Below are 25749 nucleotides of genomic sequence, written 5' to 3' on the forward strand. Positions count from 1 at the left end.
CGGTGCCCTGCGCACTGGGGCACGCTGTGGGTGATCGGCGATCAACGACCGCGCTGAAAGCGCTCACGCTGATGGTGGGCCCTGTTTCGCGAAATCAAGGAGGAGGCGAAGCCGGGGGACATTCGCGAAACAGGGCCCACCGTCGGCGTGAGTGCCGCCCTGAACAACGCGATGTTCTATGCCCCAGGCACCACAGGCCAAGGCCGCTGCGCTTCGCGAATCTGCTCGAACGCACGCGACACGCGCAGCACGCCAAGATCGTCGAACCGGTGCCCCGCGATCTGCAGCCCGATCGGCAACCCGCTCGCCGCATACCCGCAGTTCACCGACGACGCCGGCTGCTCCGACATGTTGAACGGCACCGTGAAGCCGATGTGTTCCAGCGGCCGCAGCGGATCGTTGGTCGGCGAGGGCGCCTCGGCCGCTGCTGGCATGTTCGGCGACACCGGCGAGATCACGTAGTCGAAGCGCGCGCACGCCTGCACCGCCGCCACGCGCGTCGCATGGAACTGGCTGAAGCTGCGAAACACATGCTCGCCGCTGAATTCGGCCGCGCTCTCTGCCCATTCGCGGATGTAGGGCAGCACCTTGGCGCGCTGGTCGGCGCGCAGGGCTTTCATGTCCACGAGCGAGCGCATGCGCCACAGGTGGTCCATGCCGTCGAGCATGGCCTGCGACATGAAGGGCTGCATGGTCTCGACGACCGCGCCGGCTTTCTCGAAGAGGCGCGCGGCGTGTTCGACCGCCGTCTGGATCTCCGGCTCGACCGCCAGGCCGCAGCCCGCGTCGAGCAGCAGCCCGATGCGCAGGCCCCGCAGGTGGTCGGGCGATACGTCGAAGGCCGCCCAGTCGATGTCCTGCGCCGGCAGGCTCATGCTGTCGCGTGCATCGGGTTTCGAGAGCGCCTGCATCATCAGCGCGGCATCGCCGACGGTGCGGGTCATCGGCCCGGCGGCGCGGCCCATGTAGGGCGGATCGATCGGGATGCGGCCCAGGCTCGGCTTGAGCGTGAAGATGCCGCACCAGCTCGCGGGCAGGCGCAGCGATCCGCCGATGTCGGTGCCCAGGTGCAGCGGGCCGTAGCCTGCCGCGGTCGCGGCGCCCGCGCCGGCGCTGGAGCCGCCCGGCGTCTTGCCCAGGTCCCAGGGGTTGCGCGCCAGCTTGTGGAAGCTCGAGAGGCCCGAGGACAACATGCCGTAGTCCGGCATGGTGGTCTTGCTCACGATCACCGCGCCGGCTTCCTTCAGGCGCGCGGCCGGTGGTGCGTCGGCGGTGGCGGGCTTCAGGTCGATGGCGGCAGTGCCCGCGGGCATCGGGTCGCCGCGCGTGGCGATGTTTTCCTTGATGGTGGCCGGCACGCCATCGAGCGGGCCGAGCGCATCGCCGCGCTGCCAGCGGGCCTCCGACGCGCGCGCCTGATCAAGCGCGGCCTCGGGGCGAAAGAGCCAGGTGGCCTGCAGGTGCGGCTCCCAGCGCTCGATGTGCGCGATCACAGCTTGCGTGACCTCGACCGGCGAGAGGCGCTTGTCGCGGTAGGCGGCCGAGAGCTCTTGCGCGGAGAGTTCGTTCAACGGTGAGGAGGACACGTCGATCCCTAGCCCCAGGACAGGGCAGAGAGGTCGTTCACGAAGATCGGGTTCTCCTTCCAGAGGCCCTTGACGTTCTTCTTGGCGATCGTCGGGAACTGCGGCTGGTAGAGGAAGCCGTTGGCCGCGTCGGTGGCCAGCATCTTCTGCGCGTCGCCCAGGAGCTTGTTGCGCTCGGTGGCGTTGGCCGTGGTCTTGATCTTGTCGAACAGCGTGTTGAAGGCCTTCGACTGGTAGCCCCAGTAGTAGTCCGACTTGGCGTAGTTGCCCAGGTCGAAGGGCTCGACGTGCGAAATGATCGACAGGTCGTAGTCCTTGTTGCCGTAGGTGCCGCTCAGCCACTGCGCCCACTCGACGTTCTGCACCTTCACCACGATGCCGATCTTGGCGAGCTGGGCCACGATCACCTCGCCGCCCTGGCGCGCGTAGGGCGGCGGGGGCAGCGTCATCTTGAGTTCGAGCGGCGTCTTCACGCCGGCTTCGGCGAGCAGCTTCTTGGCCTTCTCGATGTCGAAGGGGTTGACGCCCGTGGTGTCCACGAAGCCCGCCGCGCCCGGCACGTAGTGGCTGCCGATGGCCACGCCCAGGCCGTCGGCGGCGCCCTCGATCACGGCCTTGCGGTCGATGGCCGCGAGGATGGCGCGGCGCACGCGCACGTCGTCCAGGGGCTTCTTCTGGTTGTTGATCGACAGGATGGTCTTGGCGCGCGAGCCCGCCAGGATCACCTGGAACTGCGGGTTGGCCTTGAACTGCGGCACCACGCGCGTGCCGATGCGGGTGAACACATCGACGTCGCCTGCCATCAGCGCGGCGGCCTGCGCGGCGGTGTCGGCGATGAAGCGGAAGGTCACCTTGTTGATCTTGGCGGTGGCGGGGCTGCGAAAGCCCTCCCACTTGCTCAGCGTGAGCGAGGAGCCCTTGGCCCAGCTGTCCAGCTTGTAGGGGCCGGTGCCGACGGGCTTGGTGGCGTTGGCGTCGGCGCTCTTGGGCTCGACGATCACGGCCGTGGCCTGACCCAGCACGAAGGGCAGGTCGGGGTCGATTTCCTTGTTGATGACCACCACCGTGTAGTCGTCCACCGCCTGCGTGGCGAGGTTGGCGAAGGTGCGCTTGTCCTTGTTGGTGCTCTTCTCGCCGCCGGCGCGGTCGAACGAGAACTTGACGGTGGCCGCGTTGAAGGGCTCGCCGTTCTGGAACTTCACGCCGCGCCGGAGCTTGAAGGTGTAGGTCTTCAGGTCGGGCGAGACTTCCCAGCTCTCGGCCAGGAGCGGCGTGACGCTGCCGTCGGCGTTGATCTTGGTGAGCGTCTCCAGGATGTTGTACTGCACGATCTCCGCGATGGCGGCGGCCGCGCCGGCTGTCGGGTCCAGGCCCGGCGGCTCGAGCGCCATGCCGATCACGATGGCGTCCTTCCGCCCTTGGGCCATGCCGGCCAGCGGGGTGGCCAGCGCGACGGTGGCGCCGGCGGTGGTGAGGAGGGTGCGACGGTTCAACATACTTGGGTATCTCCGGAAAACGGCCAGGGTCGAATGACTGGTTCGGCGCCCACCGTGCCCCGAAGGGAGGCGCGGCGCCACGAAAGACAAGGCACGCAGCACGAAAGATGCCACGTGCGCAGCGGATCATTCTCTCGCAGCGGGTGGCCCGGCGAATGGCTCCGGGAGCGGTTTTTCCTCGGGACGTACCCGGATGCCGGGGCCTGGCGCGGGCGCTTTGCCGGGCCGTTTCATCAGGCCCAGTACAGGGCGGCGATGTCGTTCGCGAAGATCGGCGAGTCCTTCCAGAGGCCACGCAGGTTGCGCCCCGCCACCGTGATGAACTGCGGCTGGAACAGGAACACGTTGGCCGCGTCCTCGGCCAGGAGGCGCTGCGCATCGCCGAGGTAGCGCAGGCGCTCGGCCGCGCGGGGCGCATTGCGCGCCTTGTCGAAGGCCTCGTTGAACTTCGCCGACTGGTAGCCCCAGTAGTACTCGGGCTTGGTGTAGTTCACCAGGTCGAAGGGCTCCACGTGCAGGATCAGCGAGAGGTCGTAATTCTTGTTGCCGTAGGTGCCGCTCATCCACTGCGCCCACTCGACGTTCTGGATCTTCGCGACGATGCCCACCTTGGCCAGCTGCGCGGCGATGAGCTCGCCGCCCTGCCGCGCATAGGGCGGGGGCGGGAGCACCAGCTCCAGTTCGAGCGGCGTCTTCACGCCGGCCTCGGCCAGGAGCCTCTTGGCCTTCTCCACGTCGTAGGCGTTGATGCCCGTGGTGTCGATGTAGCCCGGCGCGCCCGGCACGTAATGGCTGCCGATCGGAATGCCGCGCCCGTCCGCTGCCGCCTCGATGACGGCCTTGCGGTCGATGGCCGCGGAGATGGCGCGGCGCACGCGCACGTCGTCCAGGGGCTTGCGCTTGTTGTTGATGGCCAGGATGGTCTTGCCGCGCGAGGCGTTGAAGACGACCTGGAAGCGCTTGTCGTTCTGGAACTGCGGAAGGCTCCGCGACACCGAGGCATGCGGGAACAGGTCCACATCGCCCGCGAGCAGCGCGGTGGTCTGCGCGGCCGGCTCGGAGATGAAGCGGAAGCTCACCTTGCGGATCTGCGCGGCCTCGGCGTGGCGATAACCGTCCCACCTGGCGAGCACGATGGTCGAGCCCTTGGCCCAGTTGTCCAGGCGGTAGGGGCCGGTGCCGACGGGCTTGGTGGCGTTGGTCTCCACCGTCCTGGGCTCCACGAGGATGGCCGACGCCTGGCCGAGCAGGAACAAGAGGTCGGGCTCGATCTCCTTGTTGATCAGCACCACGGTGTGCTCGTCGAGCACCTGCGTCGCGATGTTGGCGAAGGTGCGCTTGTCCTTGTTGGTGCTGTTGGCCGCGGCCGCGCGGTCGAACGAGAACTTCACGCTCTGCGCGTTGAAGGCCTCGCCGTTCTGGAACTTCACGCCGCGCCTGAGTTTGAAGGTGTAGGTCTTCAGGTCGGGCGAAACCTCCCAGCTCTCGGCGAGCAGCGGCGTCACGCTGCCGTCGGAGTTGATCTTGGTGAGCGTCTCGAAGACGTTGTAGAGCACCACCTCGGAGATTTCGGCGCCGGCCTTGGCAGTCGGGTCCAGGCCCGTGGGTTCGAGCGTGAGGCCGATGACCAGCGAATCTTTTTTCTTTTGCGCGAAGGCGTCGAGCGGCAATGCGAGCGGGGCCAGGGCGGCGGCGCCGGTGGCGAGCAGGGTGCGTCGTTGGAGCATGAAGCGGAGTCCTCTGTGTCCTCGGGAAGAGGGGGCAAGCATCATCCGCGAGACGGGTGCCATCGCGCAACCAGATGCTTATGACCCACTCATCCTACGAAGAGAGCGCGGCGCTTCGGTGTCAGGCCGCGAGCAGCGTGCCGCCGGTGGGCGTGCGCGGTACCGCATCGAGCAGCGTGCGCGTGTACGGGTGCTGCGCGTTGCGGAACAGCTCGCCCGGCGGGCCCTGTTCGACGATGAGGCCCTTCCACACCACGCACACCTCGTCGCACAGGTGGTTGACCACCGCGAGGTCGTGGCTGATGAGCAGGTAGCTCACGCCGAACTGCTGCTGCAGGTCTTGCATGAGGTTGAGCACCTGCGCCTGCACCGAGACGTCGAGCGCGCTCACGGGCTCGTCGGCGACGATGAGCTTGGGGCGCGTGATGAGCGCGCGTGCGATCGCGATGCGTTGTCTTTGCCCGCCCGAGAACTCGTGCGGGTACTTGTCCATGTCGGTGGTGCGCAGGCCGACGGCTGCGAGCGATTCGGCGGCGCGTTCGCGCTGTTCCTTGCGCGACGCTTCTGCCAATGCTTCGAGCGGTTCGGCGACGATGCGTGCGACGGTCTGGCGTGGGTCGAGCGAACCGTACGGGTCTTGAAAGACCATCTGGAAATCGCGACGTGCGGTGCGCAGTTCGCTCTTGGGCAATGTATGCAGATCACGCCCGAGCAGCTTCACGCTGCCCGAGGTCGGCGTGTCGAGCGCCATCACCAGGCGCGCGATGGTCGACTTGCCCGAGCCCGATTCGCCGACGATGCCGACGCTGCGGCCGGCTTCGACCTTGAAGCTCACGCCGTTGAGCGCCTTGACGGTGGGCGGCGGGCCGAAGAGTTTTTCGCGCGGCAGGTCGTAGTGACGCACGAGGTCGGTCACCTCCAGCAACGGCGAGGCGAGGGTGGATTCACTCATGGGGCAACGGCGGCTTCCACCGCGATGTCGTCCAGCCGGATGCAGCGCACCGCATGGTCGTGCGGCAGCATCGCGGGCGCCGGCCGCGTGATGTGGCACGCGTCGATCGTGTAGCCGCAGCGGCCCGCGAACGGGCAGCCCTTGGGCAGATCGACCAGTTCGGGCACGCTGCCGCGAATGGTGGCCAGGCGCACGCCGCGCGGCGCGCCGAGCGCCGGCCGTGCGGCGAAGAGGCCTTGCGTGTAAGGGTGAGCGCGGCGGGCGAACACGGCCTCGGTTGGCCCGCTCTCGACCACGCTGCCGCCGTACATCACGAGCATCTTGGAGACGGTCTGCGCGATCACGCCCAGGTCGTGCGAGATCAGGATCAGCGCCATGCCGCGCTCTTGCACCAGGCTCTGGATGAGCTCGAGGATCTGCTTCTGGATGGTCACGTCGAGCGCGGTGGTGGGCTCGTCGGCGATCAGCAGGTCGGGCCCGCAGGCCAGTGCCATCGCAATGCCGATGCGCTGGCGTTGGCCGCCCGAGAACTGGTGCGGATATGCATCGAGCCGCGAGGCCGCATCGGGAATGCCCACGCGCTCCAGCAGCGCGAGCACTTCCTTGCGCGCCTGGGCCTTCGAGAGACCGCGGTGCAGCCTGAGCGGCTCGCCGACCTGGCGCACGATGGTGTGCACCGGGTTGAGCGCCGTCATCGGCTCCTGGAAGATCATGCCGATGCGGTTGCCGCGGATCTGGCACATGTCCTTTTCGTCGCGGCCGACGAGCTCGGTGTCGTCGAAGCGGATGCTGCCGGTGGCCTTGGCGTTCGAGGGCAAAAGGCCCATGAGCGACATCACGGTGATCGACTTGCCGCAGCCCGATTCGCCCACGATGCCGAGCGTTTCGCCGCGCTCCAGCGTGAAGTCGATGCCGCGCACGGCCTCGGCCGGACCGCGCTGCGTTTGCAGTTCGATGTGCAGGTCCTTGACTTGGAGGAGAGGCATGTCGCTCACCTTGCGCGCGCAAGGCGCGGGTCGAGCAGATCGCGCAGGCCGTCGCCCAGCATGTTCAGGCCCAGCACCGCCATCGCGATGGCCATGCCGGGGAACACGGCCAGGAGCGGCGACTGGAACATCATCGTCTGCGCTTCGCTGAGCATGCGGCCCCATGAAGGTTGCGGCGGCTGCGTACCCAGGCCGAGGTAGGAGAGGGCGGCTTCGGCCAGGATCGCGATGGCGAAGCGGATCGTGATCTGCACGATCAGCACCGCGGAGATGTTCGGCAGCACGTGCTGCATCGTGATCGAGAACGCGCCCTTGCCGCAGGCGCGCGCGGCAGCGATGTACTCGCGCGACCAGATCGCGTTGGCCGAGGCGCGCGTGATGCGCGCGAAGGTGGGAATGTTGTAGATGCCGATCGCCACGATGGCATTGACGATGCCCGCGCCGAACACGGCCGTCATCATGATCGCCGAGAGGATCGCGGGGAACGCGAGCGAAAAGTCGGTCAGCCGCATGATGGCTTCCTCGACCCAGCCGCGCTTCGCGGCGGCGAGCAGACCGAGCGCGGTGCCGACCACGAGGCCGATGCCCACCGCGATCACGCCCACGAGGATGGACGCGCGCGCGCCCACCAGCAGCAGCGAGGCGACGTCGCGGCCGTAGGTGTCGGTGCCCAGCCAGTGCGCGCCGGTCGGCGGCTTGAGCTTGTTGGCCATGTCCATCTCGTAGGGCGACCAGGGCGTCCAGACGAGCGAGAGGGCGGCGGCCAGCAGGAGCAGCAGCGTGAGCACGCCGCCAATGACGAAGCTGCGGTGGTGCAGCGCGCGGCGCCAGAAGCCCGGAACCTTGAGTGCGGCGGCGCTCGGGACGGCGACGGTGCTGCTCATATGTCGCTCGCCTTGATGCGCGGATCGATCACGGCATAGAGCACGTCGACCACGAAGTTAACGATGACCACGAGCGCTGCGAGCAGCATCACGCAGTTGCGCACCACGATCAGGTCGCGGTTGCTGATGGCCTGGAAGATGAGGCGACCGAGGCCCGGGAGGTAGAACACGTTCTCCACCACGATCGTGCCGGCGAGCAGTTCGGAGAACTGCATGCCCATCACGGTGATGACCGGGATCATCGCGTTGCGCAGCACATGGGTCCACAGCACCATGCGCTGAGATACGCCCTTGGCGCGCGCGGTGCGAACGAAGTCTTCGCGCATCACCTCGAGCACGGCCGAGCGCGTGATGCGCGCGAGGATCGCCGCCTGCACCACCGCGAGCGACAGCGCCGGCAGCAGCAGCGACTTGAGGCCCGCGAAGATGCCTTCGCCCCAGCCCTCGAAGCCGCCGGCCGAGAACCACTGCAGCTGCACCGAGAACACCAGGATCAGCATGATCGCGAACCAGAAATTCGGAATCGCGATGCCGACCTGCGCCATGCCCATGAGGCCCACGTCGCCCAGCTTGTTGTGGCGCGCGGCGGCAGTCACGCCCACCAGCAGCGCGATCACCACCGTGAGGGCCATCGCCATCATGGCGAGCGGCACGGTGAGCGCGAGGCGCTCGAGGATGAGGTCGAGCACGGGCGAGCTGTAGGCGTAGCTGTCGCCCAGGTTGCCGGTGAGCAGGCCCCCGATCCAGTGCCAGTAGCGCGTCCACGCGGGTTGGTCCAGGCCCAGCTTGGTGGCCAGCGCCGCGACGGCATCGGGCGAGGCGTCGGGACCCATGAGCATCTGCGCGGCGTTGCCGGGCAGGATCTCCAGAACGAGGAAGACGATGACCGAAGCGCCGATCAAGGTGCCGATCAGCGTGGCGAGGCGCTTGAATAGAAACAGACTCATGGGGCGGGGCGCAGCATAACTGACTACTGCAACAAATGTGCCTTGAATGTGGCCTTTGTCATTCGCGGACCGCCCGCCGCACCGGTCCGCCGATAATCGGGGGATGGCCCTCATGATCACCGACGAATGCATCAACTGCGATGTCTGCGAGCCCGAGTGCCCCAACGATGCGATCTACATGGGCGCGGAGTACTACGAGATCGATCCGCACAAGTGCACCGAATGCGTCGGCCACTTCGATGAGCCCCAGTGCGTGCAGATCTGCCCGGTCGCGTGCATTCCCCTGAACCCCGAGCACGTGGAAAGCCGCGAGACGCTGATGCAGAAGTACCAGCGCCTCACGGCGATCAAGGTGACGGCGGTTTCGCCTTCTTCGTCAGCCGGCGTCTGAGTCGCGGGACTTCCGCTTCTTTTTCTTCGCCGGGGCGTCGCCGGCCGACTTGCTGCTCGACCCACCGCTGTTGAAGCTCATGGTGGATTTGCGCGGATCGCCGGCCGCCTTGGTGGCGCGTTCTCTCGCTTGCTGCTCGGACAGGGCCATGCGCCGTTCGGCCAGCGCGGCGCTCCTGGCTTCCCTCGCCGACTGGCGATCGCGGTCATAGGCCGCTTTCTCCAGCGACAGCCGGGAGTGCTCCAGCTTGTCGGCCTGCGCGCTGTTGCGCTTCGCGCCGGCTTCGGCAGCGCGCCGGTCTTCATTGCTGCGCGGATCGTCGACCTTTACCGCCTTGCCGCCTTCGCAGGGGCGGTCCGAGTAGGTGCTGCCGCATCGCCAGGTGTTTGCGCTGGCGGAACAGGCACAGAACGCTATCAAAAGCAGAGCGATCCCGAAATTCCCCGCCCTCGTTTCTCTTTTTCTTCTCGTCTTCATTTTTTATTTCTCTCCCTCCTGCGCTCCGGTTGCCGGCTAGGTGGCGGCAGGCGTGCCCCCGTCGCCGGGCTCCCGCCGCGGCGGTTTGGGCCGGGGCGGTTTGCTCGTGTGGATGACCATGGTCGCTTTCTCCATCTCGCCGGCCACGAGCGCGGGCGCGGCATGCAGCGTGCGGACGATGGCGTCCTCGATCAGCTCACGTTGTTCTTTCAGCGGTTTCTTGAGCACCCAGTTGACGACCTCCGACTTCACGCCGGGATGCCCGATGCCCAGGCGCAGCCGCCAGTAATCGCCGGTGCCCAGTTGCGCGTGGATGTCGCGCAGGCCGTTGTGGCCGGCGTGGCTGCCGCCGAACTTGAGCTTGGCCTGGCCGGGCACCACGTCGAGCTCGTCGTGCACGACAAGGATTTCCTCGGGCGCGATCTTGAAGAATCGCGCGAGCGAAGCCACCGACTTGCCCGAGAGGTTCATGAAGGTCTGCGGCTCCAGCAGCCAGACGCTCTGGCCGCCGATGCTCGCGCGTGCCGCGAGGCCGTGGTAGCCGCGCTCGGGCACGAGGTTGAGTTTCCAGTCGCGCGCGAGGGCGTCGATCCACCAGAAGCCCGCGTTGTGGCGCGTGGCTTCGTACTCAGGGCCCGGGTTTCCGAGGCCGACGAACAGCTTGATCATGGCGGGAATTATGTCGCCGCCCCCAAAGCAAAAGGCCCGCACGAGGCGGGCCTTTTTGCAGGGGACGGGAAGAATTACTTCTTCAGAATCACTTCTTGGCGGCGGGCTTGGCCGTCTTGGCGGCAGGCTTGCCACCGGCAGCCGGTGCGGCGCCTTCGGCAGCAGCTGCGCCTTCGGCGGCGGGTGCTGCTTCTTCGGCGACCAGCGGCGGCACGGCCGACACGATGACGGGGTTCGTCTTGCCGTGGCTCACGAACTTCACGCCCTTGGGCAGCTTGATGTCGTTGACGTGCAGCGTGGCGTTCTTCGTGAGACCGGAGAGGTCCACTTCGATGAACTCGGGCAGGTCGGACGGCAGGCAGCTGATTTCCAGCTCGGTGATCACGTGGTTCACCAGGTTGTGCGCGGTCTTGACGGCTTCGGACTCTTCTTCACCCTTGAAGTGCAGCGGCACCTTCATGTGCAGGCGGGTCTTGGCGTCCACGCGCTGGAAGTCGATGTGTTGCACCAGCTGGCGGAAGGGGTGGTACTGCACGTCGCGCAGCAGCACTTTGCTGGTGGCGCCGCCGAGTTCCATTTCCAGGATCGACGAGTGGAAGGCTTCCTTCTTGAGGGCGTGCCACAGCGCGTTGTGATCGATCTCGATCAGCTGGGGCTGGCCTTCACCACCGTAGACGATGCCGGGCGTCTTGCCCGAGATGCGGAGACGGCGGCTCGCACCCGTGCCCTGCTTGGCGCGCTCAAAAGCGACGAATTTCATAACTAGCTCCTGTGAGAGTCCACCGCGACCAGTGCGACTCCGGTTCAAAAAGGCTTCTTCGAAAAGAAGCCCGCTCTTTGGCTCTCAGGTCAGAACAGGTTGTCCTGGTCCGAGAACAAACTCATCACCGACTCGCCCTTGGCAATGCGCTGGATCGTCTCGGCGATCAGCGGTGCCACGGAGAGCTGGCGGATCTTTCCGCATGCGAGGGCCGCATCGGAAAGGGGGATGGTGTTGGTCACGACCACTTCGTCCAGGGCCGTGCCCTTGGTGATGCGCTCGATGGCCGGGCCCGAAAAGATCGGGTGCGTGCAGTAGGCGTAGACGCTCTTGGCGCCGCGCTCCTTGAGCACTTCGGCCGCTTTGACCAGCGTGCCGGCCGTGTCGATCATGTCGTCCATGATCACGCAGTTGCGGCCGTCGATTTCGCCGATCACATTCATGACCTCGCTGACGTTGGCCTTCGGGCGGCGCTTGTCGATGATGGCGAGGTCGCAGTTCAGCTGCTTGGCCAGCGCACGGGCGCGAACCACGCCGCCTACGTCGGGCGAGACCACGATCAGGTCTTCGTAGTTCTTGGCGCGCAGGTCACCGAGGAGCACTGGCGAGGCGTAGATGTTGTCGACCGGAATGTCGAAGAAGCCCTGGATCTGGTCGGCGTGAAGGTCCATCGTGAGCACACGCTCGACGCCGACGGTTTCCAGCAGGTTGGCCACCACCTTGGCCGAGATCGGCACGCGGCTCGAGCGCGGGCGGCGGTCCTGGCGGGCGTAGCCGAAGTAGGGAATCACGGCGCTGATCCGCTCGGCCGATGCGCGCTTGAGCGCGTCGACCATGATCAGCAGTTCCATCAGGTTTTCGTTGGTCGGAGCGCAGGTGGACTGCACCACGAACACGTCGCGTGCGCGAACGTTCTGGTTGATCTCGACAGTGACTTCTCCATCGGAGAAGCGACCGACGCGTGCGGCGCCCAGCGAGGTGCCGAGGTTGTGCGCGATTTCCGCGGCGAGGCCAGGATTGGCATTGCCGGTGAAAACCATGAAATCAGGGTGATTAGCCTGCATGAGCGCGTCCCGGCAGTGCGAAATTGGCTTCGAGGAAGCCGCCAAAAGGTTTTGAGTCGTGGCGGCCCGTGGGCTGCCGATTATTGCAGCGGGTGTGCTGCAGAAGAAACACTGCGGCCATCAGGCCGCAGTTTTTAAAAGAACTGCGGGGGTTAGACCGCAGTTTCAATAGATTTGGCAGGGGAGAAAGGATTCGAACCTTTGCATGCTGGAATCAAAATCCAGTGCCTTAACCAGCTTGGCGACTCCCCTACACGGGTCGACGGTTTGCACCATCAACCGATATATGTCGCGTCGGACCGAACAAACGATCCGACCATTTTCAGGCTGCCCAACCTACCAGAGGATGAACAGCCAGGTTGCTGCATTGACGAACCTGCCAGCCCGCGGGGGCTTCGACCAGTTCCGCTTCATGCGGCCCTTGCGGCAATTTTGCGAACACCGAACTTCCGGAGCCGGTCATCCGGGCCTTCAATCCTTGGGCACCGAGCCATTCGATGGCATCGGTGACCGCGGGGCAAAGTCGCTGGGCAACCGGCTGCAGGTCGTTGTGGCCGAAGTCGAAAACCTTGTTATCCAGGTTTGGGGCTTCAAGCTGTTCGCTATCTGCAGCAAAGCCCGAGATTATAGCAACAGGAGTTGAGCGTTCAAGATCATCCGCTGAAAAAATTAAGCGGGTATCCAATCCTTCGGTCGGCTTGACCACGGCGAAGCGCGCCGGCGGCAACGTGACAGGCCTGATTTCCTCGCCGATGCCTTCGACCCACGCATGGTGTCCGCCGAGGAAGAAGGGCACGTCGGCGCCCAGCTTCAGCCCGATCTGCGCGAGCCGCGACAGGGGCAGGTTCAGGTTCCACAGGCGGTTGAGCGCCAGCAGGCACGTGGCGGCATCGGACGATCCGCCGCCCATTCCCGCCTGGGCCGGTACATGTTTGGCAACGCCGATGTGAGCGCCCTGTCCGGGCGCGGCGTGCGCCTGCAGCGCGCGCGCGGCGCGCAGGACGAGATCGTCGGCGGGCAGTTCGGTCGTGAGGTCTTCGCGGGTCAGCTGGCCGTCGCGCCGCAGCTCGACGTGCAGCGTGTCGCACCAGTCGATCAGCATGAAGACCGACTGCAGCAGGTGGTAGCCGTCGTCGCGCCGGCCGGTGATGTGCAGGAACAGGTTGAGCTTGGCCGGTGCGGGAAGGTCGTAGAGGGCCTTCATGACCGCTCGAACACGATGCGCAGGTCCGCCCGGGGGCTCGGCGACTCGCGCGTGGCCTGCAGGCGCCCGTTCGCGAGCTGGCCCAGGTCGGGGCGCCAGCCGGGCACGCTGTCGTTGCGCCCGGCGAGCCAGCCGAACAGCGCGCCGACCGGGATCGCCGCGCCGGTGGCGGCTTCGATCAACGCGTCCAGGGAATCGAAGTGGCGCGTGTCGCTGCCGTTCTTCAGCAAGGCTTCGCCCGGGGCCCAGTGCAGCTGGGCCAGGGTGCTGCCGATCGGCGTCGTCAGTGTGAGGTCGCCGGCTTCGGGCGAGCCGCGCAATTCGAACAACGCGGAAAAGGTCTGCACCGGTTCGCTGTCGATGCGCAGCGACATGCGGCCGCTCCAGCTGTCCGAGCCTCGCGGCGCCGAGGAGCCGCCCGTCAACTGGGTGCAGCCTGCTATCAAAAGAAGAGCCGCTCCGCCCACCGCCAGAAAAGCGCGGCGACCGGGGGACTGCCCGCAGGCGGTTACCGTCACGGTTTGACGCGCAGGCGCTTGAGCGTTTCCTGCAGGGTTTCGTTCTCGGCGTCGCTCAAGAGCGCTTCCTTCCAGATCGTCACCGCGCGGTCCTTCTGGCCGATGCTCCACAGCACTTCGCCGAAGTGCGCGCCGATCTCGGGATCGGGCCGCGTCTTGTAGGCCGCCTCGAGGATGCGGATGGCCTCGGCCGTGTTGCCCATCCGGAACTCGACCCAGCCCAGGCTGTCGGCGATGAACGGGTCTTCCGGTGCCAGCTGCACCGCCTTCTGGATCAGCGTGCGCGCTTCGTCCAGCCGGATCTTGCGATCGGCGAACGAGTAGCCCAGGGCGTTGTAGGCGTTCTGGCTCTCGGGCTTGAGCTGGATCAGCCGGCGCAGCAGCCGCTCCATGTCGTCCAGGCGGTTGAGCTTCTCGGCCACCATCGCCTGGTCGTAGACCAGGTCGCTGTCGTCGGGCGCGGCCGTGGAAGCCTGCGCCAGCATGTCGTAGGCGGCCTGGTATTGCTTGGCGTCGCGCAGCAGCTGCACTTCGGCGAGGAATTTCTGCTTCTTGTCCTCGGGCGTGCGCTCGGGCAGGGCGCGGATGACTTCCCGCGCCTGCGGTAGCTTGCCCTGGCGCGCCAGCAGGCCCGCGCGGCGGGTCTGGGCGACGGTGAGATCCTCGGTGCTGTCGATGCGCGCAAGCCACCGCTCGGCGCCCGCGAGGTCCTTGCGCCGTTCCGCCAGTTGCGAGAGTGCGAGGTATGCCTGCGTCACGCCGCGCTGGCGGTCGGAGGCGTCATCGGCGTCCTTGCCTTGGTTAGCGGAGAGTTCGATGTATCGCTTGAAGGAGGTTTCCGCCGCGCCGTCCTGTTTGGCCTGCATCTGCAGGCTGCCCAGCAGCAGCCAGGGCTCGGGCAGTTCGGGCCGCGCCGCGGTGAGTGCCTGCAACTGGGTCTGGGCGTCGCCGTAGCGCCGGTTCTCGACCAGCACGCGCGCATAGGCGACGCGCAGTTCGGGCGTGGCCTTGGTGTTGCTGGCGAGGTAGCGCGTGACGATCGGCTCGGCCAGCGGCTGGCCGGGATCGACCATCTCGAGCGCCAGCGCGGGCGGCGCGTCGGAGGCCGGATCGATTTCCTGCCCCTTGCGCGCGGCCTCCAGGGCGCCGGACGCGTCCCCGGCATTGAGGCGCAGCCGGCCCACGGTGGCCCAGGCCAGGCCGCCGGTCGTCGGGCTCTTGAGTTCGTCGACCAGCGCCCGCTCGACCACCGAGGCCGCCAGCTTCTTGTCGGAAGCGCGCGAGTAATTGCGTGCAATCACCGCCATCAGGAGCGGACGCTCGATCTGCGAAGTGGCAGCCACCTCGGCGCGCAGCGGCTCGACCGTTTCGCCGATGCGGTTCAGCGCGATCAGGATCTGCAGTTCGATGCGCCGTGCATCGCGCGACGTGGGCAGCGTCTCCTGCCAGGCACGTGCGGCGGCCAGGGCGGCATCGCCGGAACGCGATTGCAGCGCGATCTCGACGGCCCGCTGGAACAGCTTGCCGTCGCGCAGCCGCCGTGCCGAGTTGAGCACCAGCGCATAGCCGGAGCCGGGATCGCCGGAGCGGGCGGTCAGCTCGCCCATCAGGATTTCGTAGAACAGGTCGGCGGTCAGCGCCGACGGTTGCGCAGCGGGTTCGCTGGCGGGCTTCGGCGGCGTGACCCGCGGCCGGACCGCGGGCCTGGGGGGCGCGTTGCGCTCGATGATGGGCGCCGGGCTGTTGGGGGCGGCGGGATCGGAGGTTTGCGCGTGCACCGCGCAAGCCAGCAGCACGAGAGATGCGGCCGCCGCAAGGCGGTGTCGGCGGGGCGATGGAATCATCGAATCATGATAATCGAGGCTTTTGAACGAGCGTCGCGTGGGGCTACGTCTTCGCCGGAGTTTTACTTTCATGCCTGAGTTACCCGAAGTCGAAGTCACCCGCCGCGGTTTTGCCGACCGAATCGCCGGCGCGCGCATCGACGCCGTGCGCATCGGAAAACCGTTGCGCTGGGCCCTGATGGTGGTGCCCGAGGCACTGGTCGGGCGGCATGTGCGCGAGGTGCGGCGGCGCGGTAAATATTTGTTGATCGACCTGGACCGGGGCTTGCTGCTGCTGCACCTGGGCATGTCGGGCAGCCTGCGCTTCGACGCGGCGTTGCCGCCGCCCGGCACGCACGATCACTTCGACCTCGTCACCGACCGCGGCACCCTGCGGCTGAACGACCCGCGCCGCTTCGGCGCCGTGGTCTACGTGGACGACGAGGCCGCGCCCTGGGCCATCAAGCTGCTCGGCGGCCTGGGCATGGAGCCGCTGGGCGACGCCTTCGACCTCGACGCCTTCCACGCGGGCCTGCGCAAGCGCAGGACCGCCGTCAAGCAGGTGCTGCTGGCGGGCGACGTGGTGGTGGGGGTGGGCAACATCTATGCATCGGAGGCGCTGTTCCAGGCCGGCATCCGTCCGACCCTGTCGGCCGCGCGCATCAGCCGGCCGCGGGCCGCCAAGCTCCATGCGGCGGTGCGCGAAATCCTGGCCAGGGCGGTCGAGAAGGGCGGCAGCACGCTGCGTGACTTCTCCAACGTGGACGGCCAGAACGGCTATTTCCAGCTCGAAGCCACCGTTTACGGGCGGGCCGGCGAGCCGTGTCGGGTCTGCGCAACGCCGATCCGGCTGCTGCGCCAAGGGCAGCGCTCCACTTATTTTTGTCCCAATTGTCAAAAGTAGAGGGTTCCGCCTGCGATTGAATGTCCCGGAAACAGGCGCTACGCAGTTTGCGATGCTATATTTGTAAGTTCTTTCTTACATATTTCCCTTGAGCCGCTCTTTCAACCAACAACTCGATCAGCACGGTGCGTGGCGGAGCAACTTCGCCCATCGGCTGCAGTGGCTGTCCCGCTGGCTGACCGAGAACGAGCTGCTCGACCAGGCCGTGGCCGAGCGCCTGCGGGGGCTAGAACTGCAGATCCGCACCAGCAAGGTGATGGTCGCGTTCGTGGCCGAGTTCTCACGCGGCAAGTCGGAGCTGATCAATGCGATCTTCTTTGCCGACTACGGGCGCCGCATCATGCCCGCGAGCGCGGGGCGCACCACGATGTGCCCGACCGAGCTGGGCTACGACCCGGCGATCGCGCCCAAGCTGCGGCTGTTGCCGATCGAAACCCGCCTGGAGCCGCATTCGCTGACGCACTGGCGCGAAAAGTCGACCCGCTGGACCGAGATCCCGATCGAGGTCGGCAACGCCGAGCAACTGGCGCAGGCCATGGGCAAGGTGGCCGAAGTGCGCTGGGTGAGCAAGGACGAGGCCCGCGCGCTCGGCTTCTGGAACCCCGAGACGCCCGACGACAACCCGGTGCAGGACGCCGAAGGCCGCGTCGAAATTCCGCGCTGGCGCCATGCCGTGCTCAACATGCCGCACCCCTTGCTGGAGCAGGGGCTGGTCATTCTGGACACCCCTGGCCTGAACGCGATCGGCGCCGAGCCCGAACTCACGGTGAGCCTGATTCCGCAGGCGCACGCCGTGGTCTTCATCCTGGGCGCCGAGACCGGCGTGACGCGTTCCGACCTGTCGATCTGGCGCGAACACCTCATCACCGAGGACGAAGGCGGCGACACGCGCTTCGTGGTGCTCAACAAGATCGACACGATGTGGGACTCGCTGAGCACCCACGCGCAGATCGAACTGCAGATCGAGCGCCAGCGCGACAGCGCGGCCCGGCTGCTCGACGTGCCGCTCGCGCAGGTGTTGCCGGTGTCCGCGCAGAAGGGCCTGCAGGCCAAGATCCAGCACGATGCGCGCCTGCTTGAAGCCAGCCGCCTGCCGGCGCTCGAAGCGCTGCTGGGCGAAGGCGTGCTCGGCAAGCGCGAGACCATGCTGCGCCTGGCCGTCGATGCCGGCATGACCGCGCTGCGCACCGAGGCCGAGCGCATCCTGAAGGTGCGCCAGCGCGACCTGTCGGAGCAGGCGCTCGAGCTGCAGGGCCTCCGCGGCAAGAACGTCTCGGTGATCCGCCACATGCGCTCGCGCATCGACCAGGAACACGCCGAATTCGAGGGCAGCAACACCCGCATCCTGGCGTTGCGCTCGGTGCAGGGCAAGCTGCTGCGCGAGGTGTATGCCGTGCTGGGCCGCACCGCGCTCAAGGCCGACATGGTGCGGCTGTCGGCCGCGCTCAAGCGCCCCGGCATCAAGCTCAATGTGCGCAAGGTGTACGGCGAGACCTTCGATTCGCTGCGCAACAACCTGCGCGAAGTGCAGGCGACGACGGCAGAGATCCAGTCGATGCTGCACGCCACCTTCCGCCAGCTCAACGCCGAGCAGGGCTTCACCCTGCAGGCGCCGGCCGAGCCCGATCTCACGGGCTTCGAGCAGGAGTTGAGCCAGATCGAGCGCAGCCACATCCATTACCTGGGCGTGGGCAATTTGCTCAAGCTCGCGCAGGCCGATTTCTGCGACAAGCTGGTTCGCGCGCTGGCCAGCCGGCTGCGACTGGTCAACGAGGCCGCGATGACCGAGGTCGAGCGCTGGAGCAAGGGCGCGAGCGCGCAAATCGATGCGCAGCTCAAGGAGCGCCGCCGCAACTTCAGCAAGCGCATCGAGGCGATCGAGCGCATCCAGAATGCGGCCGGCAATCTCGACGAGCGGCTGCTCGAGTTGGCGGCGCAGGAAACCAACCTGGCCGAGCTGCATGCCCGCCTGCGTGAATTCACCTCGCTGATCACGCAGCAAGGCAAGCCGCAGGCTGTTGCTGCAACCCCCTTCAGCGAGTTGCGTGCGGCCTGAGCGTTCCGCTTCCACGGCGGCAGCCGCTTTGCAGATGCCGCCCGATTTCGCCGCGCAGATCGTCAGCTGGCAGCGCAGCCACGGGCGCAGCGAGCTGCCGTGGCAGAACACGCGCGATCCGTACCGCGTCTGGCTGTCGGAGGTGATGCTCCAGCAGACGCAGGTCACGACGGTGCTGGGCTACTTCGCGCGCTTTCTCGAACGCTTTCCCGATGTGAAGGCGCTGGCTGCGGGCACCGAAGACGAGGTGTTCGGACTGTGGAGCGGTCTCGGTTACTACAGCCGCGCGCGCAACATGCACCGCTGCGCGCAGGAAGTCGTCGAGCGATTCGGCGGCGAATTTCCGCACACCGCGGCGGAGCTGGTGACCTTGCCCGGCATCGGCCGCTCCACCGCGGCCGCGATCGCGGCGTTCTGCTTCGGCGAGCGTGTGGCGATCCTCGACGGCAATGTGAAGCGCGTGCTGACGCGCGTGCTCGGCTTCGGCGGCGACCTGTCTTCTTCCAAGCAGGAGCGCGCGCTGTGGGACCAGGCGACGCACCTGTTGCCGCCCGCCGAAGAGCGCGAAGCGATCGCGAGCTACACGCAGGGGCTCATGGACCTGGGCGCCACCGTCTGCCTGCCGCGCAAGCCCAGCTGCATGATCTGCCCGGTCAACAAGACCTGCGTGGGCCTGCGCGAAGGATCGCCGGAGCGCTATCCCGTCAAGACCCGCAAGCTCAAGCGCAGCGCGCAGTCGCTCTGGGTGCTGCTGGCGCGCGATGCGCAAGGCCGGGTCTGGCTCGAGAAGCGGCCGGCGAAGGGCATCTGGGCCGGGCTGCATTGCCTGCCGGTGTTCGACAGCCGAGACGAGCTGCTCGCTGCGCTGCCATCCGCTGCGCAGCATGGCGCGCAAGACCTTGCGCCCTTCGTGCATGTGCTGACCCACAAGGACCTGCACCTGCATCCGGTGCTGCTGCAAGGCGTGCAACCGCAGGGCGACGTTGCGCGCTGGGTCGAAGCAGAGGAGTGGGGCCGGCTCGGCCTGCCCGCGCCCGTGCGCAAGCTGCTGGAGAACAGCGGCGCGGCCTAGCGCCGAGGGCCTAGGGCCTAGTTCGCGTCGAGCTCGCGGTGCCGCTTGAGCGAACCCCAGCGGGCGCCGAAGGTGTGCGCCAGTTGCTCGACAAGAAACACCGAGCGATGCTGCCCACCGGTGCAGCCGATGGCCACCGTGACGTAACTGCGATGGTCGCGCGCCAATGCGTCGAGCCAGTGCGATAGGAACTGCTCGATGTCGTCGTACATGCGCGCCACGTCTTCGTGCTCCCGCAGCCATTCGATCACCGGCGCGTCGCGGCCCGTGAGCGGGCGCAGCGCGGGCACGTAGTGGGGGTTGGGCAGCATGCGCACGTCGAACACGTAGTCCGCATCGAGCGGCACGCCGCGCTTGAAGGCGAACGACTCGAACACCAGCGTGAGCGCGCTCTGCGGCGCGGAAATCAGCGCCTTGATGTAGCTCTGCAGCTGCGCGGGGCGGATGAGGCTGGTGTCGATCACGTCGGCGCCGTCGCGCAGGTCGGCCAGCAGCTCGCGCTCCAGTTCGATGGCCTGCACCAGCACGCGGTGCTGCTCGGGGACGTCGGTGCGGCCTTCCTGGCGCGACAGCGGATGGCGGCGGCGGGTTTCCGAATAGCGGCGCAGCAGCGCGTCGGTGGTCGCATCGAGGAACAGCGAGCGCAGCGAGACGCCATCGCGGCGCAGGGCCTCGAGCTGCTGCGGAACGATCGGCAGCGACACGCCGCTGCGCACGTCCATCGCAATGGCCACGCGCGTGGCCTGCTGCTCGTGCTGCAGCGCGATGAACGAGGTCAGCAGTTCGGGCGGCAGGTTGTCGACGCAGTAGTAGCCGGCGTCTTCCAGCGCATGCAGCGCCACGGACTTGCCCGACCCCGACATGCCGGTGATGAGCACCAGGTCGAGGTTCATGGCGTGGTCGCCGAGGTCTTGTGGCCAAGCATCTCGCGGGCGTGCGCCAGCGAGGTCTGCGAAACCTTCTCGCCGCCCAGCATGCGGGCGATTTCGTTGGCGCGGGTGTCGTCGTCGAGGCGCGACACGCCGCTCTCGGTGCGCGGGCCGTCCTTGCCGGCACCGGCCGTCTGGCGCTTGGCCACGACGAGGTGATGGTCGGCGCAGGCGGCCACCTGCGGCAGGTGGGTCACGGCCAGCACCTGGCGGTCGCGACCGAGCTGCTTCATGAGGCGGCCGACGGTTTCGGCGACCGCGCCACCGACGCCGGCATCGACCTCGTCGAAGATCAGCGTCTGCGCGGCGCCGAGCTGGCTGGTCGTCACGGCAATCGCCAGCGCGATGCGGGAGAGCTCGCCGCCCGAGGCCACCTTGCCGATGGCGCGCGGCGTGCTGCCGGTGTGGCCGGCCACGAGGAAGGCGATGTCTTCCAGGCCCGCGCGGCCGGGCTGCGCCAGCGGCTGCAGCTCGACCTCGAAGCGCCCGCCCTGCATGCCGAGGCCCTGCATGGCTTGCGTGACGGCCTGGGCCAGACGCGGCGCGGCCTGCTTGCGGGCCTTGCCGAGCGCCTTGGCTTCTTTGAGGTAAGCCTGCTGCGCGTTCTGCTCGGCGCGCTCGAGGCCATCGAGATCGCTCTGCGCATCGAGCGCCTGCAGCTCGGCCTGCCAGCCGGCCAGCAGCGCGGGCAGCTCGCCCGGCGTGCGCTTGTAGCGGCGCGCGAGCGACATCCACAGGCCCATGCGCTCGTCCAGCTCGGCCAGGCGCTGCGGATCGGCCTCGGCGTCGCGCAGGTACCCGTGCAGCGTGTGGGCGGCGTCCGAGGCCTGTGCCACACAGGAGGCGAGCACTTCGCCCAGCGAGCGGAATTCGGGTTCGATGTGCTCGCAGTTCTGCAGCAGCGTCGCCGCGCGCGAGAGCGCGGAGAGGGCGCCGTTGTCGTCGTCTTCCAGCGCCTGGCTCGCGCCCTGCGCCGCGTCGATCAGCGCCTGGGCGTTGGAGATGCGCGAATGGTTGGTCGAAAGCTCTTCCCACTCGTCGGCGCCGGGCGCGAGCTTGGCGACCTCGGAGATCTGCCACTGCAGTCGCTCGCGTTCGCGCTGCAGCGAGTCTTGCGCCGAGCGCGCGTGTTCGAGCGCGGAGAGGGCCTGGCGCCAGCCTTGCCAGGCGGCGTCGAGCGCGTCGGTGCGCACGCCCGCGTAGGCATCGAGCAGGCCGCGCACGGCCTCGGGGCGCGTCAAGCTCTGCCAGGCGTGCTGGCCGTGGATGTCGAGCAGCCGGTCGCCCAGTTCGCGCAGCTGCGTGGCGGGGGCCGGGCTGCCGTTGATCCATCCGCGGCTGCGGCCCTGCAGGTCGACGGTGCGGCGCAGCAGCAGTGCGTCGCCGGCTTCGAAGCCGCCTTCGTCGAGCCAGCTGTCCAGGGCCGGGTCGGCGTCGAATTCGGCGCTCACGTCCAGGCGCTCGGCGCCTTCGCGCACGGCGCCTGCGTCGGCCCGGTTGCCCAGCGCCAGTTGCAGCGCGTCGATCAAGATGGACTTGCCCGCGCCGGTTTCACCGGTCAACACCGTGAAGCCGCCGGACAGGTCCAGTTCGAGTGATCGCACGATCACGAAGTCGCGCAGTGCGATGCGTCGCAGCGCCATGTCAGGAGCCCCCTTCGTTCCAATGAAGTTTCTTGCGCAGCGTGTCGAAATAGCTCCAGCCCCTCGGGTGCAGGAAGCGCACGCGGAAGTCGGAGCGGCGCACCACCACGCGATCGCCGATCGCGAGCGAGGCCAGTGACTGCATGTCGAAATTGGCGCTGGCGTCGCGCCCGCCGACCAGCTCGATCACGATCTCGTCGGCATCGGGCAGCAGCACCGGTCGGTTCGAGAGCGTGTGCGGCGCGATCGGCACCAGCACCCATCCGGGCACGGCCGGATGAAGCAAGGGCCCGCCGGCCGAGAGCGCATAGGCGGTCGATCCGGTGGGCGTGGCGATGATCAGGCCGTCGGCGCGCTGGTTGGCCACGAAATGGCGGCCGACCGACACGCGCAGTTCGACCATGCCGGAGGTGGCGCCGCGGTTGACCACCACGTCGTTCATGGCGAGCGCATCGAACACCGAGACGCCGTCGCGCATGACCTGCGCGTGCATCAGGCTGCGATGGTCTTCTTCGTATTCGCCGGCCAGCATCGGGATCAGCGTGGCCTGGTAGTTGTCCAGCGGGATGTCGGTGATGAAGCCGAGCCGGCCGCGGTTGATGCCGATCAGCGGGATGCCGTAGCTGGCGAGCTGGCGGCCGATGCCCAGCATGGTGCCGTCGCCGCCCACCACCAGGCCGAGGTCGCAGCGCTGGCCGATTTCCTCGACCGAGAGGGCTTCGTAGCGCGCATGGGCGGGGGCGCCGGCGTCTTCTTCCTCGCAGGTGGAGCGCTCGACGAAGACCTTGCAGCCCTGCGATTCCAGGAAGGTGCCGATGGTCTCCATGACGCCGTCGCGCGCATCGGCCTGCGCTCTGGCGCCGGAAGCCTGGTATTTGCCGATCAGGGCGACGTGACGGAAGCGGGAGGTCATATCTCACAAATTACAACACTAAAATCTTTCAATGCTGGACGACCGTGCCAAGTTGCTGCTCAAGACGCTCGTCGAGCGCTACATCGCCGACGGGCAACCCGTCGGGTCACGCACGCTGTCGCGTTCCGCGGGGCTGGACTTGTCGCCCGCGACCATCCGCAACGTCATGTCGGACCTGGAGGCGCTGGGGCTGATCGCCAGCCCGCACACCTCGGCCGGCCGCATCCCTACCCATCGCGGTTACCGCCTGTTCGTGGACACCATGCTCACCGCGCAGCGCGAGCAGATGAGCACGCCGAGCCTCGCGCCCGACCAGCCGCAGAAGGTGATCGCCAACGCGGCGAACATCCTGTCGAACCTGTCGCAGTTCGTCGGCGTGGTGATGGCGCCGCGCCGCGCCTCGGTGTTCAAGCAGATCGAGTTCCTGCGCCTGTCTGAAAACCGGCTGCTGGTGATCATCGTCTCGCCCGACGGCGACGTGCAGAACCGGGTGATCTTTCCGGAGGCCGACTATTCGCAGTCGCAGTTGGTCGAGGCGTCCAACTACATCAACGCGCACTACGCGGGCCTCACGATCGAGCAGGTGCGCGATCGTCTGCAGTCCGAGGTCGAGAAACTGCGCGGGGAAATTGCCGCCCTCATGCAGGCAGCGGTCCAGGTGAGCTCCGAAGTGCTGACCGAGGCACAGGAAGACGATGTCGTGATTTCCGGCGAGCGCAACCTGCTCGCGGTGACGGACTTCTCCAGCGACATGGGCCAACTGCGCCGCGCCTTCGAGCTCTTCGAGCAGAAGGCGCAGCTGATGCGATTGCTCGACGTGTCGAGCAAGGCCGAGGGCGTGCGCATTTTCATCGGCGGCGAAAGTCAGGTGGTGCCGTTCGAGGAGCTCTCCATCGTCAGCGCCAACTATGAGGTCGACGGGCAGGTGGTGGGCACGCTGGGCGTGATCGGGCCGACGCGCATGCCGTACGAGCGCATGATCCAGATCGTGGACATCACGTCGCGGCTGGTGAGCAATGCGCTGAGCCACCGCAAGTAGGCTGCCGCGGCGAATAGAATCGTGGCCCAGTGGGCCGTTAGCTCAGTTGGTTAGAGCAGCGGACTCATAATCCGTTGGTCGATGGTTCAAGCCCATCACGGCCTACCAACACTGCATTTTCAACTTTCGATCATGCAGGCCCAGAAGGCGTGAAAAACGCATGCTATAATTGCAAGCTGTGCGGCTGTAGCTCAGTTGGATAGAGTACTTGGCTACGAACCAAGGGGTCGTGGGTTCAATTCCTGCCAGCCGCACCACTCTCTTGATGGCCTAGAAGGTTTACCTTCTAGGCCATTTTCTTTTGGGGCGCCGCCCGCCTGGGTTGAGGTCAAGAGTCGATGCGCGATCGGCTGCTGGTGCCCCGACGTCGGGGCGCTAAAGTCCCGGTCATGAACACTCGAATCACGCGGCTCGCATGCCAACTGCTCCTGCTGCTTTCGGCAGCGGGCTCGGCGTCTGCGGGGACCATTGCATGTGTGCCGAGCCCGGGCGGCTCGGCCGGCTCTTTCCATTGGATTCGCCGCATCGCCATCGACGAGCATTCGCGAACCGTCAACATGGACGTCGTGCGCTCCAGGACGAAAGACACCGAGACCATGGGCAAGATGCGCGCCGAGCTGGTGAACATGGAAGGGACTTCCTCCGGCGAGCCCGTCTATCTCTTCAACTCCATTCCCGCGGCCGGAGATGAGGTCACGAGCCTCTTCAAGCTGTTCAAGGCCGGCGAGTGGCAACTGGCCAGGGTGGGGGTTGTCTTTGTCAACAAGGTGCCTGCCTTGCGAAATGTCGAGCCGACCCTGTCGTTCGACTGCAAGCGCTCGGACCTGGGTTGATTCAACCGCGCGAAGCGCGCCTTACAGAGGCTTTCTCATGACGAACACCTCGAGGAATTCTCCATCGATGCCGAGCGATCGATCGCGCGTGATGTAGGTCGCCAGCGGATAGCCGCACCAGGTGTTGAGCAAGAATTCGAAATCGTCTCCGTAATCCCATGTCACGAGCGCCTTGCCGTCGCCGACAGGATTGCCGTGATAGGACTCTTCCGCGAAATGAACGATCTGCGAGCCCTCGAACGCCGCGCGCTGAAAGCTCTTCCTCATTCCCTTGTGCTTCGGCGCGGTGAAGACGTGCGCGCCTCCAGGCTTGAGCACCCGCATGATTTCCTTGGCCGCTTTCGCCGGATCGAAGACGTGTTCGAACACGTCCTGTGTCAGGAACAGATCGAATGACCCGTCAGCAAAAGTCAGATGCTCCAGGTTCTCGCAGCGCCTGCCGTTAACGTCCTGTCCGATGTGTTCTTCGTCAAAATAGAACGAGTAGGAGTAGCCAGGGCAAAGCTGGCCTATCAATCCGTTCGAAGGCGAGGACTCATGGATCTGCTGGCTTTCCCAGCCAGGGAAATAGGTGTCCAGGATGAGTTGAAGATGCCGCTGCCGAGGAATCGAGCGGCAGGACATGCAGAGGTACTCGTCTCGCAGCCAGGGGCCCGTTATTTCGAACACTGCCTTCGATCTGCAGCAGTGGCAGTACCCTTCGTTCCTGGCTCCGATCATGTGGTTCCTCGCAGTTGTTGTAGCGCTGGAGTGTACATAGCGGTCTCGCTGGACGGCTCTGTTGTAGGTCGTTCGAATGCGCGTTCGACTTGCACTGAGGGCAGATGCTCTGAACTGCAATCGGTCCACCTGTTTTTCATATTCAAAGGGCTCTTC

24 protein-coding genes and 3 tRNA genes are annotated in these 25749 nt (G+C 66.7%); 8 read left to right on the forward strand and 19 right to left on the reverse strand.

Annotated elements, in window-relative coordinates; all coding sequences use genetic code 11:
* Positions 1-176: 176 nt before the first annotated feature.
* The 7 genes from ACZYRS_RS06910 to ACZYRS_RS06940 form a co-directional block, all read right to left on the reverse strand.
* Complete coding sequence (locus ACZYRS_RS06910) at positions 177-1571, reverse strand: amidase (RefSeq protein ID WP_463418637.1); 1395 nt, start codon at positions 1569-1571, stop codon at positions 177-179.
* A 23-nt stretch (positions 1572-1594) separates the two neighbouring features.
* The gene (locus ACZYRS_RS06915; RefSeq protein ID WP_198784976.1) at positions 1595-3082 is read right to left on the reverse strand and encodes an ABC transporter substrate-binding protein; all 1488 of its coding nucleotides are present in this window, start codon (positions 3080-3082) and stop codon (positions 1595-1597) included.
* Between the two features lie 233 nt (positions 3083-3315).
* Positions 3316-4809, reverse strand: coding sequence for an ABC transporter substrate-binding protein (locus ACZYRS_RS06920; RefSeq protein ID WP_463418638.1), 1494 nt, complete (start codon positions 4807-4809; stop codon positions 3316-3318).
* A gap of 121 nt (positions 4810-4930) precedes the next feature.
* A complete protein-coding gene (locus tag ACZYRS_RS06925; RefSeq protein WP_463418639.1) occupies positions 4931-5761 on the reverse strand; it encodes an ATP-binding cassette domain-containing protein in 831 nt (276 codons plus the stop codon).
* Positions 5758-6747 carry an ABC transporter ATP-binding protein gene (locus tag ACZYRS_RS06930; RefSeq protein ID WP_463418640.1) on the reverse strand — a complete coding sequence of 330 codons (990 nt, stop codon included), beginning with the start codon at positions 6745-6747 and terminating at the stop codon, positions 5758-5760. Before ACZYRS_RS06930 ends, ACZYRS_RS06925 begins: the two co-directional genes overlap by 4 nt.
* A gap of 5 nt (positions 6748-6752) precedes the next feature.
* Complete coding sequence (locus ACZYRS_RS06935; RefSeq protein WP_463418641.1) at positions 6753-7631, reverse strand: ABC transporter permease; 879 nt, start codon at positions 7629-7631, stop codon at positions 6753-6755.
* Positions 7628-8578 carry an ABC transporter permease gene (locus ACZYRS_RS06940; protein ID WP_198784981.1) on the reverse strand — a complete coding sequence of 317 codons (951 nt, stop codon included), beginning with the start codon at positions 8576-8578 and terminating at the stop codon, positions 7628-7630. Before ACZYRS_RS06940 ends, ACZYRS_RS06935 begins: the two co-directional genes overlap by 4 nt.
* A gap of 103 nt (positions 8579-8681) precedes the next feature.
* Between ACZYRS_RS06940 and ACZYRS_RS06945 the strand changes: the two genes are divergently transcribed.
* Positions 8682-8969 carry a YfhL family 4Fe-4S dicluster ferredoxin gene (locus tag ACZYRS_RS06945; RefSeq protein WP_093438640.1) on the forward strand — a complete coding sequence of 96 codons (288 nt, stop codon included), beginning with the start codon at positions 8682-8684 and terminating at the stop codon, positions 8967-8969.
* On the opposite strand, the gene ACZYRS_RS06950 is transcribed toward ACZYRS_RS06945, so the two are convergent.
* The 8 genes from ACZYRS_RS06950 to ACZYRS_RS06985 form a co-directional block, all read right to left on the reverse strand.
* A complete protein-coding gene (locus ACZYRS_RS06950) occupies positions 8955-9446 on the reverse strand; it encodes a hypothetical protein (RefSeq protein ID WP_463418642.1) in 492 nt (163 codons plus the stop codon). The genes ACZYRS_RS06945 and ACZYRS_RS06950 overlap by 15 nt on opposite strands.
* A gap of 36 nt (positions 9447-9482) precedes the next feature.
* Entirely contained in the window at positions 9483-10115 is a 633-nt protein-coding gene (gene pth / locus ACZYRS_RS06955) for an aminoacyl-tRNA hydrolase (RefSeq protein ID WP_198784982.1), read from the reverse strand.
* 88 nt (positions 10116-10203) lie between these two features.
* A complete protein-coding gene (locus ACZYRS_RS06960; protein WP_198784983.1) occupies positions 10204-10875 on the reverse strand; it encodes a 50S ribosomal protein L25/general stress protein Ctc in 672 nt (223 codons plus the stop codon).
* Between the two features lie 89 nt (positions 10876-10964).
* A complete protein-coding gene (locus ACZYRS_RS06965; RefSeq protein WP_013543366.1) occupies positions 10965-11939 on the reverse strand; it encodes a ribose-phosphate pyrophosphokinase in 975 nt (324 codons plus the stop codon).
* Positions 11940-12114: 175 nt separating this feature from the next.
* Positions 12115-12191: transfer RNA gene (locus tag ACZYRS_RS06970), tRNA-Gln, on the reverse strand.
* 70 nt (positions 12192-12261) lie between these two features.
* Positions 12262-13143 (reverse strand): 4-(cytidine 5'-diphospho)-2-C-methyl-D-erythritol kinase, encoded by an 882-nt coding sequence (ispE, locus tag ACZYRS_RS06975; protein WP_463418643.1) that lies wholly within the window; start codon positions 13141-13143, stop codon positions 12262-12264.
* Positions 13140-13517, reverse strand: a complete 378-nt coding sequence (locus tag ACZYRS_RS06980; RefSeq protein WP_233101634.1) for a lipoprotein insertase outer membrane protein LolB — start codon at positions 13515-13517, stop codon at positions 13140-13142. Before ACZYRS_RS06980 ends, ispE begins: the two co-directional genes overlap by 4 nt.
* 140 nt (positions 13518-13657) lie before the next feature.
* Positions 13658-15505 carry a tetratricopeptide repeat protein gene (locus ACZYRS_RS06985; protein ID WP_463418644.1) on the reverse strand — a complete coding sequence of 616 codons (1848 nt, stop codon included), beginning with the start codon at positions 15503-15505 and terminating at the stop codon, positions 13658-13660.
* A gap of 70 nt (positions 15506-15575) precedes the next feature.
* Here ACZYRS_RS06985 and mutM point away from each other — a divergent pair, with 70 nt between their 5' ends.
* The 3 genes from mutM to mutY all read left to right on the forward strand — a co-directional run bounded on the left by mutM (position 15576) and on the right by mutY (position 19516).
* On the forward strand, positions 15576-16388 hold the full coding sequence (mutM, locus tag ACZYRS_RS06990) for a bifunctional DNA-formamidopyrimidine glycosylase/DNA-(apurinic or apyrimidinic site) lyase (RefSeq protein ID WP_463418645.1): 813 nt from the start codon (positions 15576-15578) through the stop codon (positions 16386-16388).
* A gap of 88 nt (positions 16389-16476) precedes the next feature.
* Positions 16477-18444: a dynamin family protein gene (locus ACZYRS_RS06995; RefSeq protein WP_198784988.1), complete on the forward strand. Its 1968-nt coding sequence runs from the start codon at positions 16477-16479 to the stop codon at positions 18442-18444.
* 34 nt (positions 18445-18478) lie between these two features.
* Positions 18479-19516 (forward strand): A/G-specific adenine glycosylase, encoded by a 1038-nt coding sequence (gene mutY, locus ACZYRS_RS07000; RefSeq protein WP_463418646.1) that lies wholly within the window; start codon positions 18479-18481, stop codon positions 19514-19516.
* Positions 19517-19533: 17 nt separating this feature from the next.
* Here the strand turns inward: mutY and rapZ are convergent, their stop codons facing one another.
* Genes rapZ through ACZYRS_RS07015 form a run of 3 tightly spaced genes read right to left on the reverse strand, consistent with a single transcriptional unit; the run spans position 19534 to position 23001 of the window.
* A complete protein-coding gene (gene rapZ / locus ACZYRS_RS07005) occupies positions 19534-20409 on the reverse strand; it encodes an RNase adapter RapZ (RefSeq protein WP_198784990.1) in 876 nt (291 codons plus the stop codon).
* On the reverse strand, positions 20406-22088 hold the full coding sequence (recN, locus tag ACZYRS_RS07010; RefSeq protein ID WP_463418647.1) for a DNA repair protein RecN: 1683 nt from the start codon (positions 22086-22088) through the stop codon (positions 20406-20408). The genes rapZ and recN overlap by 4 nt, the downstream gene beginning before the upstream one ends.
* Position 22089: 1 nt before the next feature.
* Complete coding sequence (locus tag ACZYRS_RS07015) at positions 22090-23001, reverse strand: NAD kinase (RefSeq protein ID WP_198784992.1); 912 nt, start codon at positions 22999-23001, stop codon at positions 22090-22092.
* Positions 23002-23032: 31 nt separating this feature from the next.
* Here ACZYRS_RS07015 and hrcA point away from each other — a divergent pair, with 31 nt between their 5' ends.
* The 4 genes from hrcA (at position 23033) to ACZYRS_RS07035 (ending at position 24873) form a co-directional block, all read left to right on the forward strand.
* A complete protein-coding gene (gene hrcA / locus ACZYRS_RS07020) occupies positions 23033-24040 on the forward strand; it encodes a heat-inducible transcriptional repressor HrcA (RefSeq protein ID WP_463418648.1) in 1008 nt (335 codons plus the stop codon).
* A gap of 31 nt (positions 24041-24071) precedes the next feature.
* Positions 24072-24148 (forward strand) — tRNA-Ile (locus ACZYRS_RS07025).
* A 72-nt stretch (positions 24149-24220) separates the two neighbouring features.
* A tRNA-Arg gene (locus tag ACZYRS_RS07030) sits at positions 24221-24297 on the forward strand.
* A 132-nt stretch (positions 24298-24429) separates the two neighbouring features.
* Complete coding sequence (locus tag ACZYRS_RS07035) at positions 24430-24873, forward strand: hypothetical protein (protein ID WP_463418649.1); 444 nt, start codon at positions 24430-24432, stop codon at positions 24871-24873.
* 21 nt (positions 24874-24894) lie between these two features.
* On the opposite strand, the gene ACZYRS_RS07040 is transcribed toward ACZYRS_RS07035, so the two are convergent.
* The gene (locus tag ACZYRS_RS07040) at positions 24895-25497 is read right to left on the reverse strand and encodes a class I SAM-dependent methyltransferase (RefSeq protein ID WP_463418650.1); all 603 of its coding nucleotides are present in this window, start codon (positions 25495-25497) and stop codon (positions 24895-24897) included.
* Between the last annotated feature and the right edge of the window lie 252 nt (positions 25498-25749).

It is taken from the genome of Variovorax sp. AC194 (assembly GCF_979257995.1).

Bases quoted from the DNA above. Each gene is read 5' to 3' on its own strand.
- ACZYRS_RS06925 (WP_463418639.1), bottom strand. From the start codon at position 5,761: ATGAGTGAATCCACCCTCGCCTCGCCGTTGCTGGAGGTGACCGACCTC.
- ACZYRS_RS07040 (WP_463418650.1), bottom strand. From the start codon at position 25,497: ATGTCCTGCCGCTCGATTCCTCGGCAGCGGCATCTTCAACTCATCCTG.
- ACZYRS_RS06965 (WP_013543366.1), bottom strand. From the start codon at position 11,939: ATGCAGGCTAATCACCCTGATTTCATGGTTTTCACCGGCAATGCCAAT.
- ispE (WP_463418643.1), bottom strand. From the start codon at position 13,143: ATGAAGGCCCTCTACGACCTTCCCGCACCGGCCAAGCTCAACCTGTTC.
- ACZYRS_RS06915 (WP_198784976.1), bottom strand. From the start codon at position 3,082: ATGTTGAACCGTCGCACCCTCCTCACCACCGCCGGCGCCACCGTCGCG.
- ACZYRS_RS06985 (WP_463418644.1), bottom strand. From the start codon at position 15,505: ATGATTCCATCGCCCCGCCGACACCGCCTTGCGGCGGCCGCATCTCTC.
- ACZYRS_RS06980 (WP_233101634.1), bottom strand. From the start codon at position 13,517: ATGTCGCTGCGCATCGACAGCGAACCGGTGCAGACCTTTTCCGCGTTG.
- hrcA (WP_463418648.1), top strand. From the start codon at position 23,033: ATGCTGGACGACCGTGCCAAGTTGCTGCTCAAGACGCTCGTCGAGCGC.
- ACZYRS_RS06945 (WP_093438640.1), top strand. From the start codon at position 8,682: ATGGCCCTCATGATCACCGACGAATGCATCAACTGCGATGTCTGCGAG.
- ACZYRS_RS07035 (WP_463418649.1), top strand. From the start codon at position 24,430: ATGAACACTCGAATCACGCGGCTCGCATGCCAACTGCTCCTGCTGCTT.
- mutM (WP_463418645.1), top strand. From the start codon at position 15,576: ATGCCTGAGTTACCCGAAGTCGAAGTCACCCGCCGCGGTTTTGCCGAC.
- ACZYRS_RS06940 (WP_198784981.1), bottom strand. From the start codon at position 8,578: ATGAGTCTGTTTCTATTCAAGCGCCTCGCCACGCTGATCGGCACCTTG.
- mutY (WP_463418646.1), top strand. From the start codon at position 18,479: ATGCCGCCCGATTTCGCCGCGCAGATCGTCAGCTGGCAGCGCAGCCAC.
- ACZYRS_RS07015 (WP_198784992.1), bottom strand. From the start codon at position 23,001: ATGACCTCCCGCTTCCGTCACGTCGCCCTGATCGGCAAATACCAGGCT.
- ACZYRS_RS06950 (WP_463418642.1), bottom strand. From the start codon at position 9,446: ATGAAGACGAGAAGAAAAAGAGAAACGAGGGCGGGGAATTTCGGGATC.
- ACZYRS_RS06920 (WP_463418638.1), bottom strand. From the start codon at position 4,809: ATGCTCCAACGACGCACCCTGCTCGCCACCGGCGCCGCCGCCCTGGCC.
- ACZYRS_RS06930 (WP_463418640.1), bottom strand. From the start codon at position 6,747: ATGCCTCTCCTCCAAGTCAAGGACCTGCACATCGAACTGCAAACGCAG.
- ACZYRS_RS06960 (WP_198784983.1), bottom strand. From the start codon at position 10,875: ATGAAATTCGTCGCTTTTGAGCGCGCCAAGCAGGGCACGGGTGCGAGC.
- rapZ (WP_198784990.1), bottom strand. From the start codon at position 20,409: ATGAACCTCGACCTGGTGCTCATCACCGGCATGTCGGGGTCGGGCAAG.
- recN (WP_463418647.1), bottom strand. From the start codon at position 22,088: ATGGCGCTGCGACGCATCGCACTGCGCGACTTCGTGATCGTGCGATCA.
- pth (WP_198784982.1), bottom strand. From the start codon at position 10,115: ATGATCAAGCTGTTCGTCGGCCTCGGAAACCCGGGCCCTGAGTACGAA.
- ACZYRS_RS06935 (WP_463418641.1), bottom strand. From the start codon at position 7,631: ATGAGCAGCACCGTCGCCGTCCCGAGCGCCGCCGCACTCAAGGTTCCG.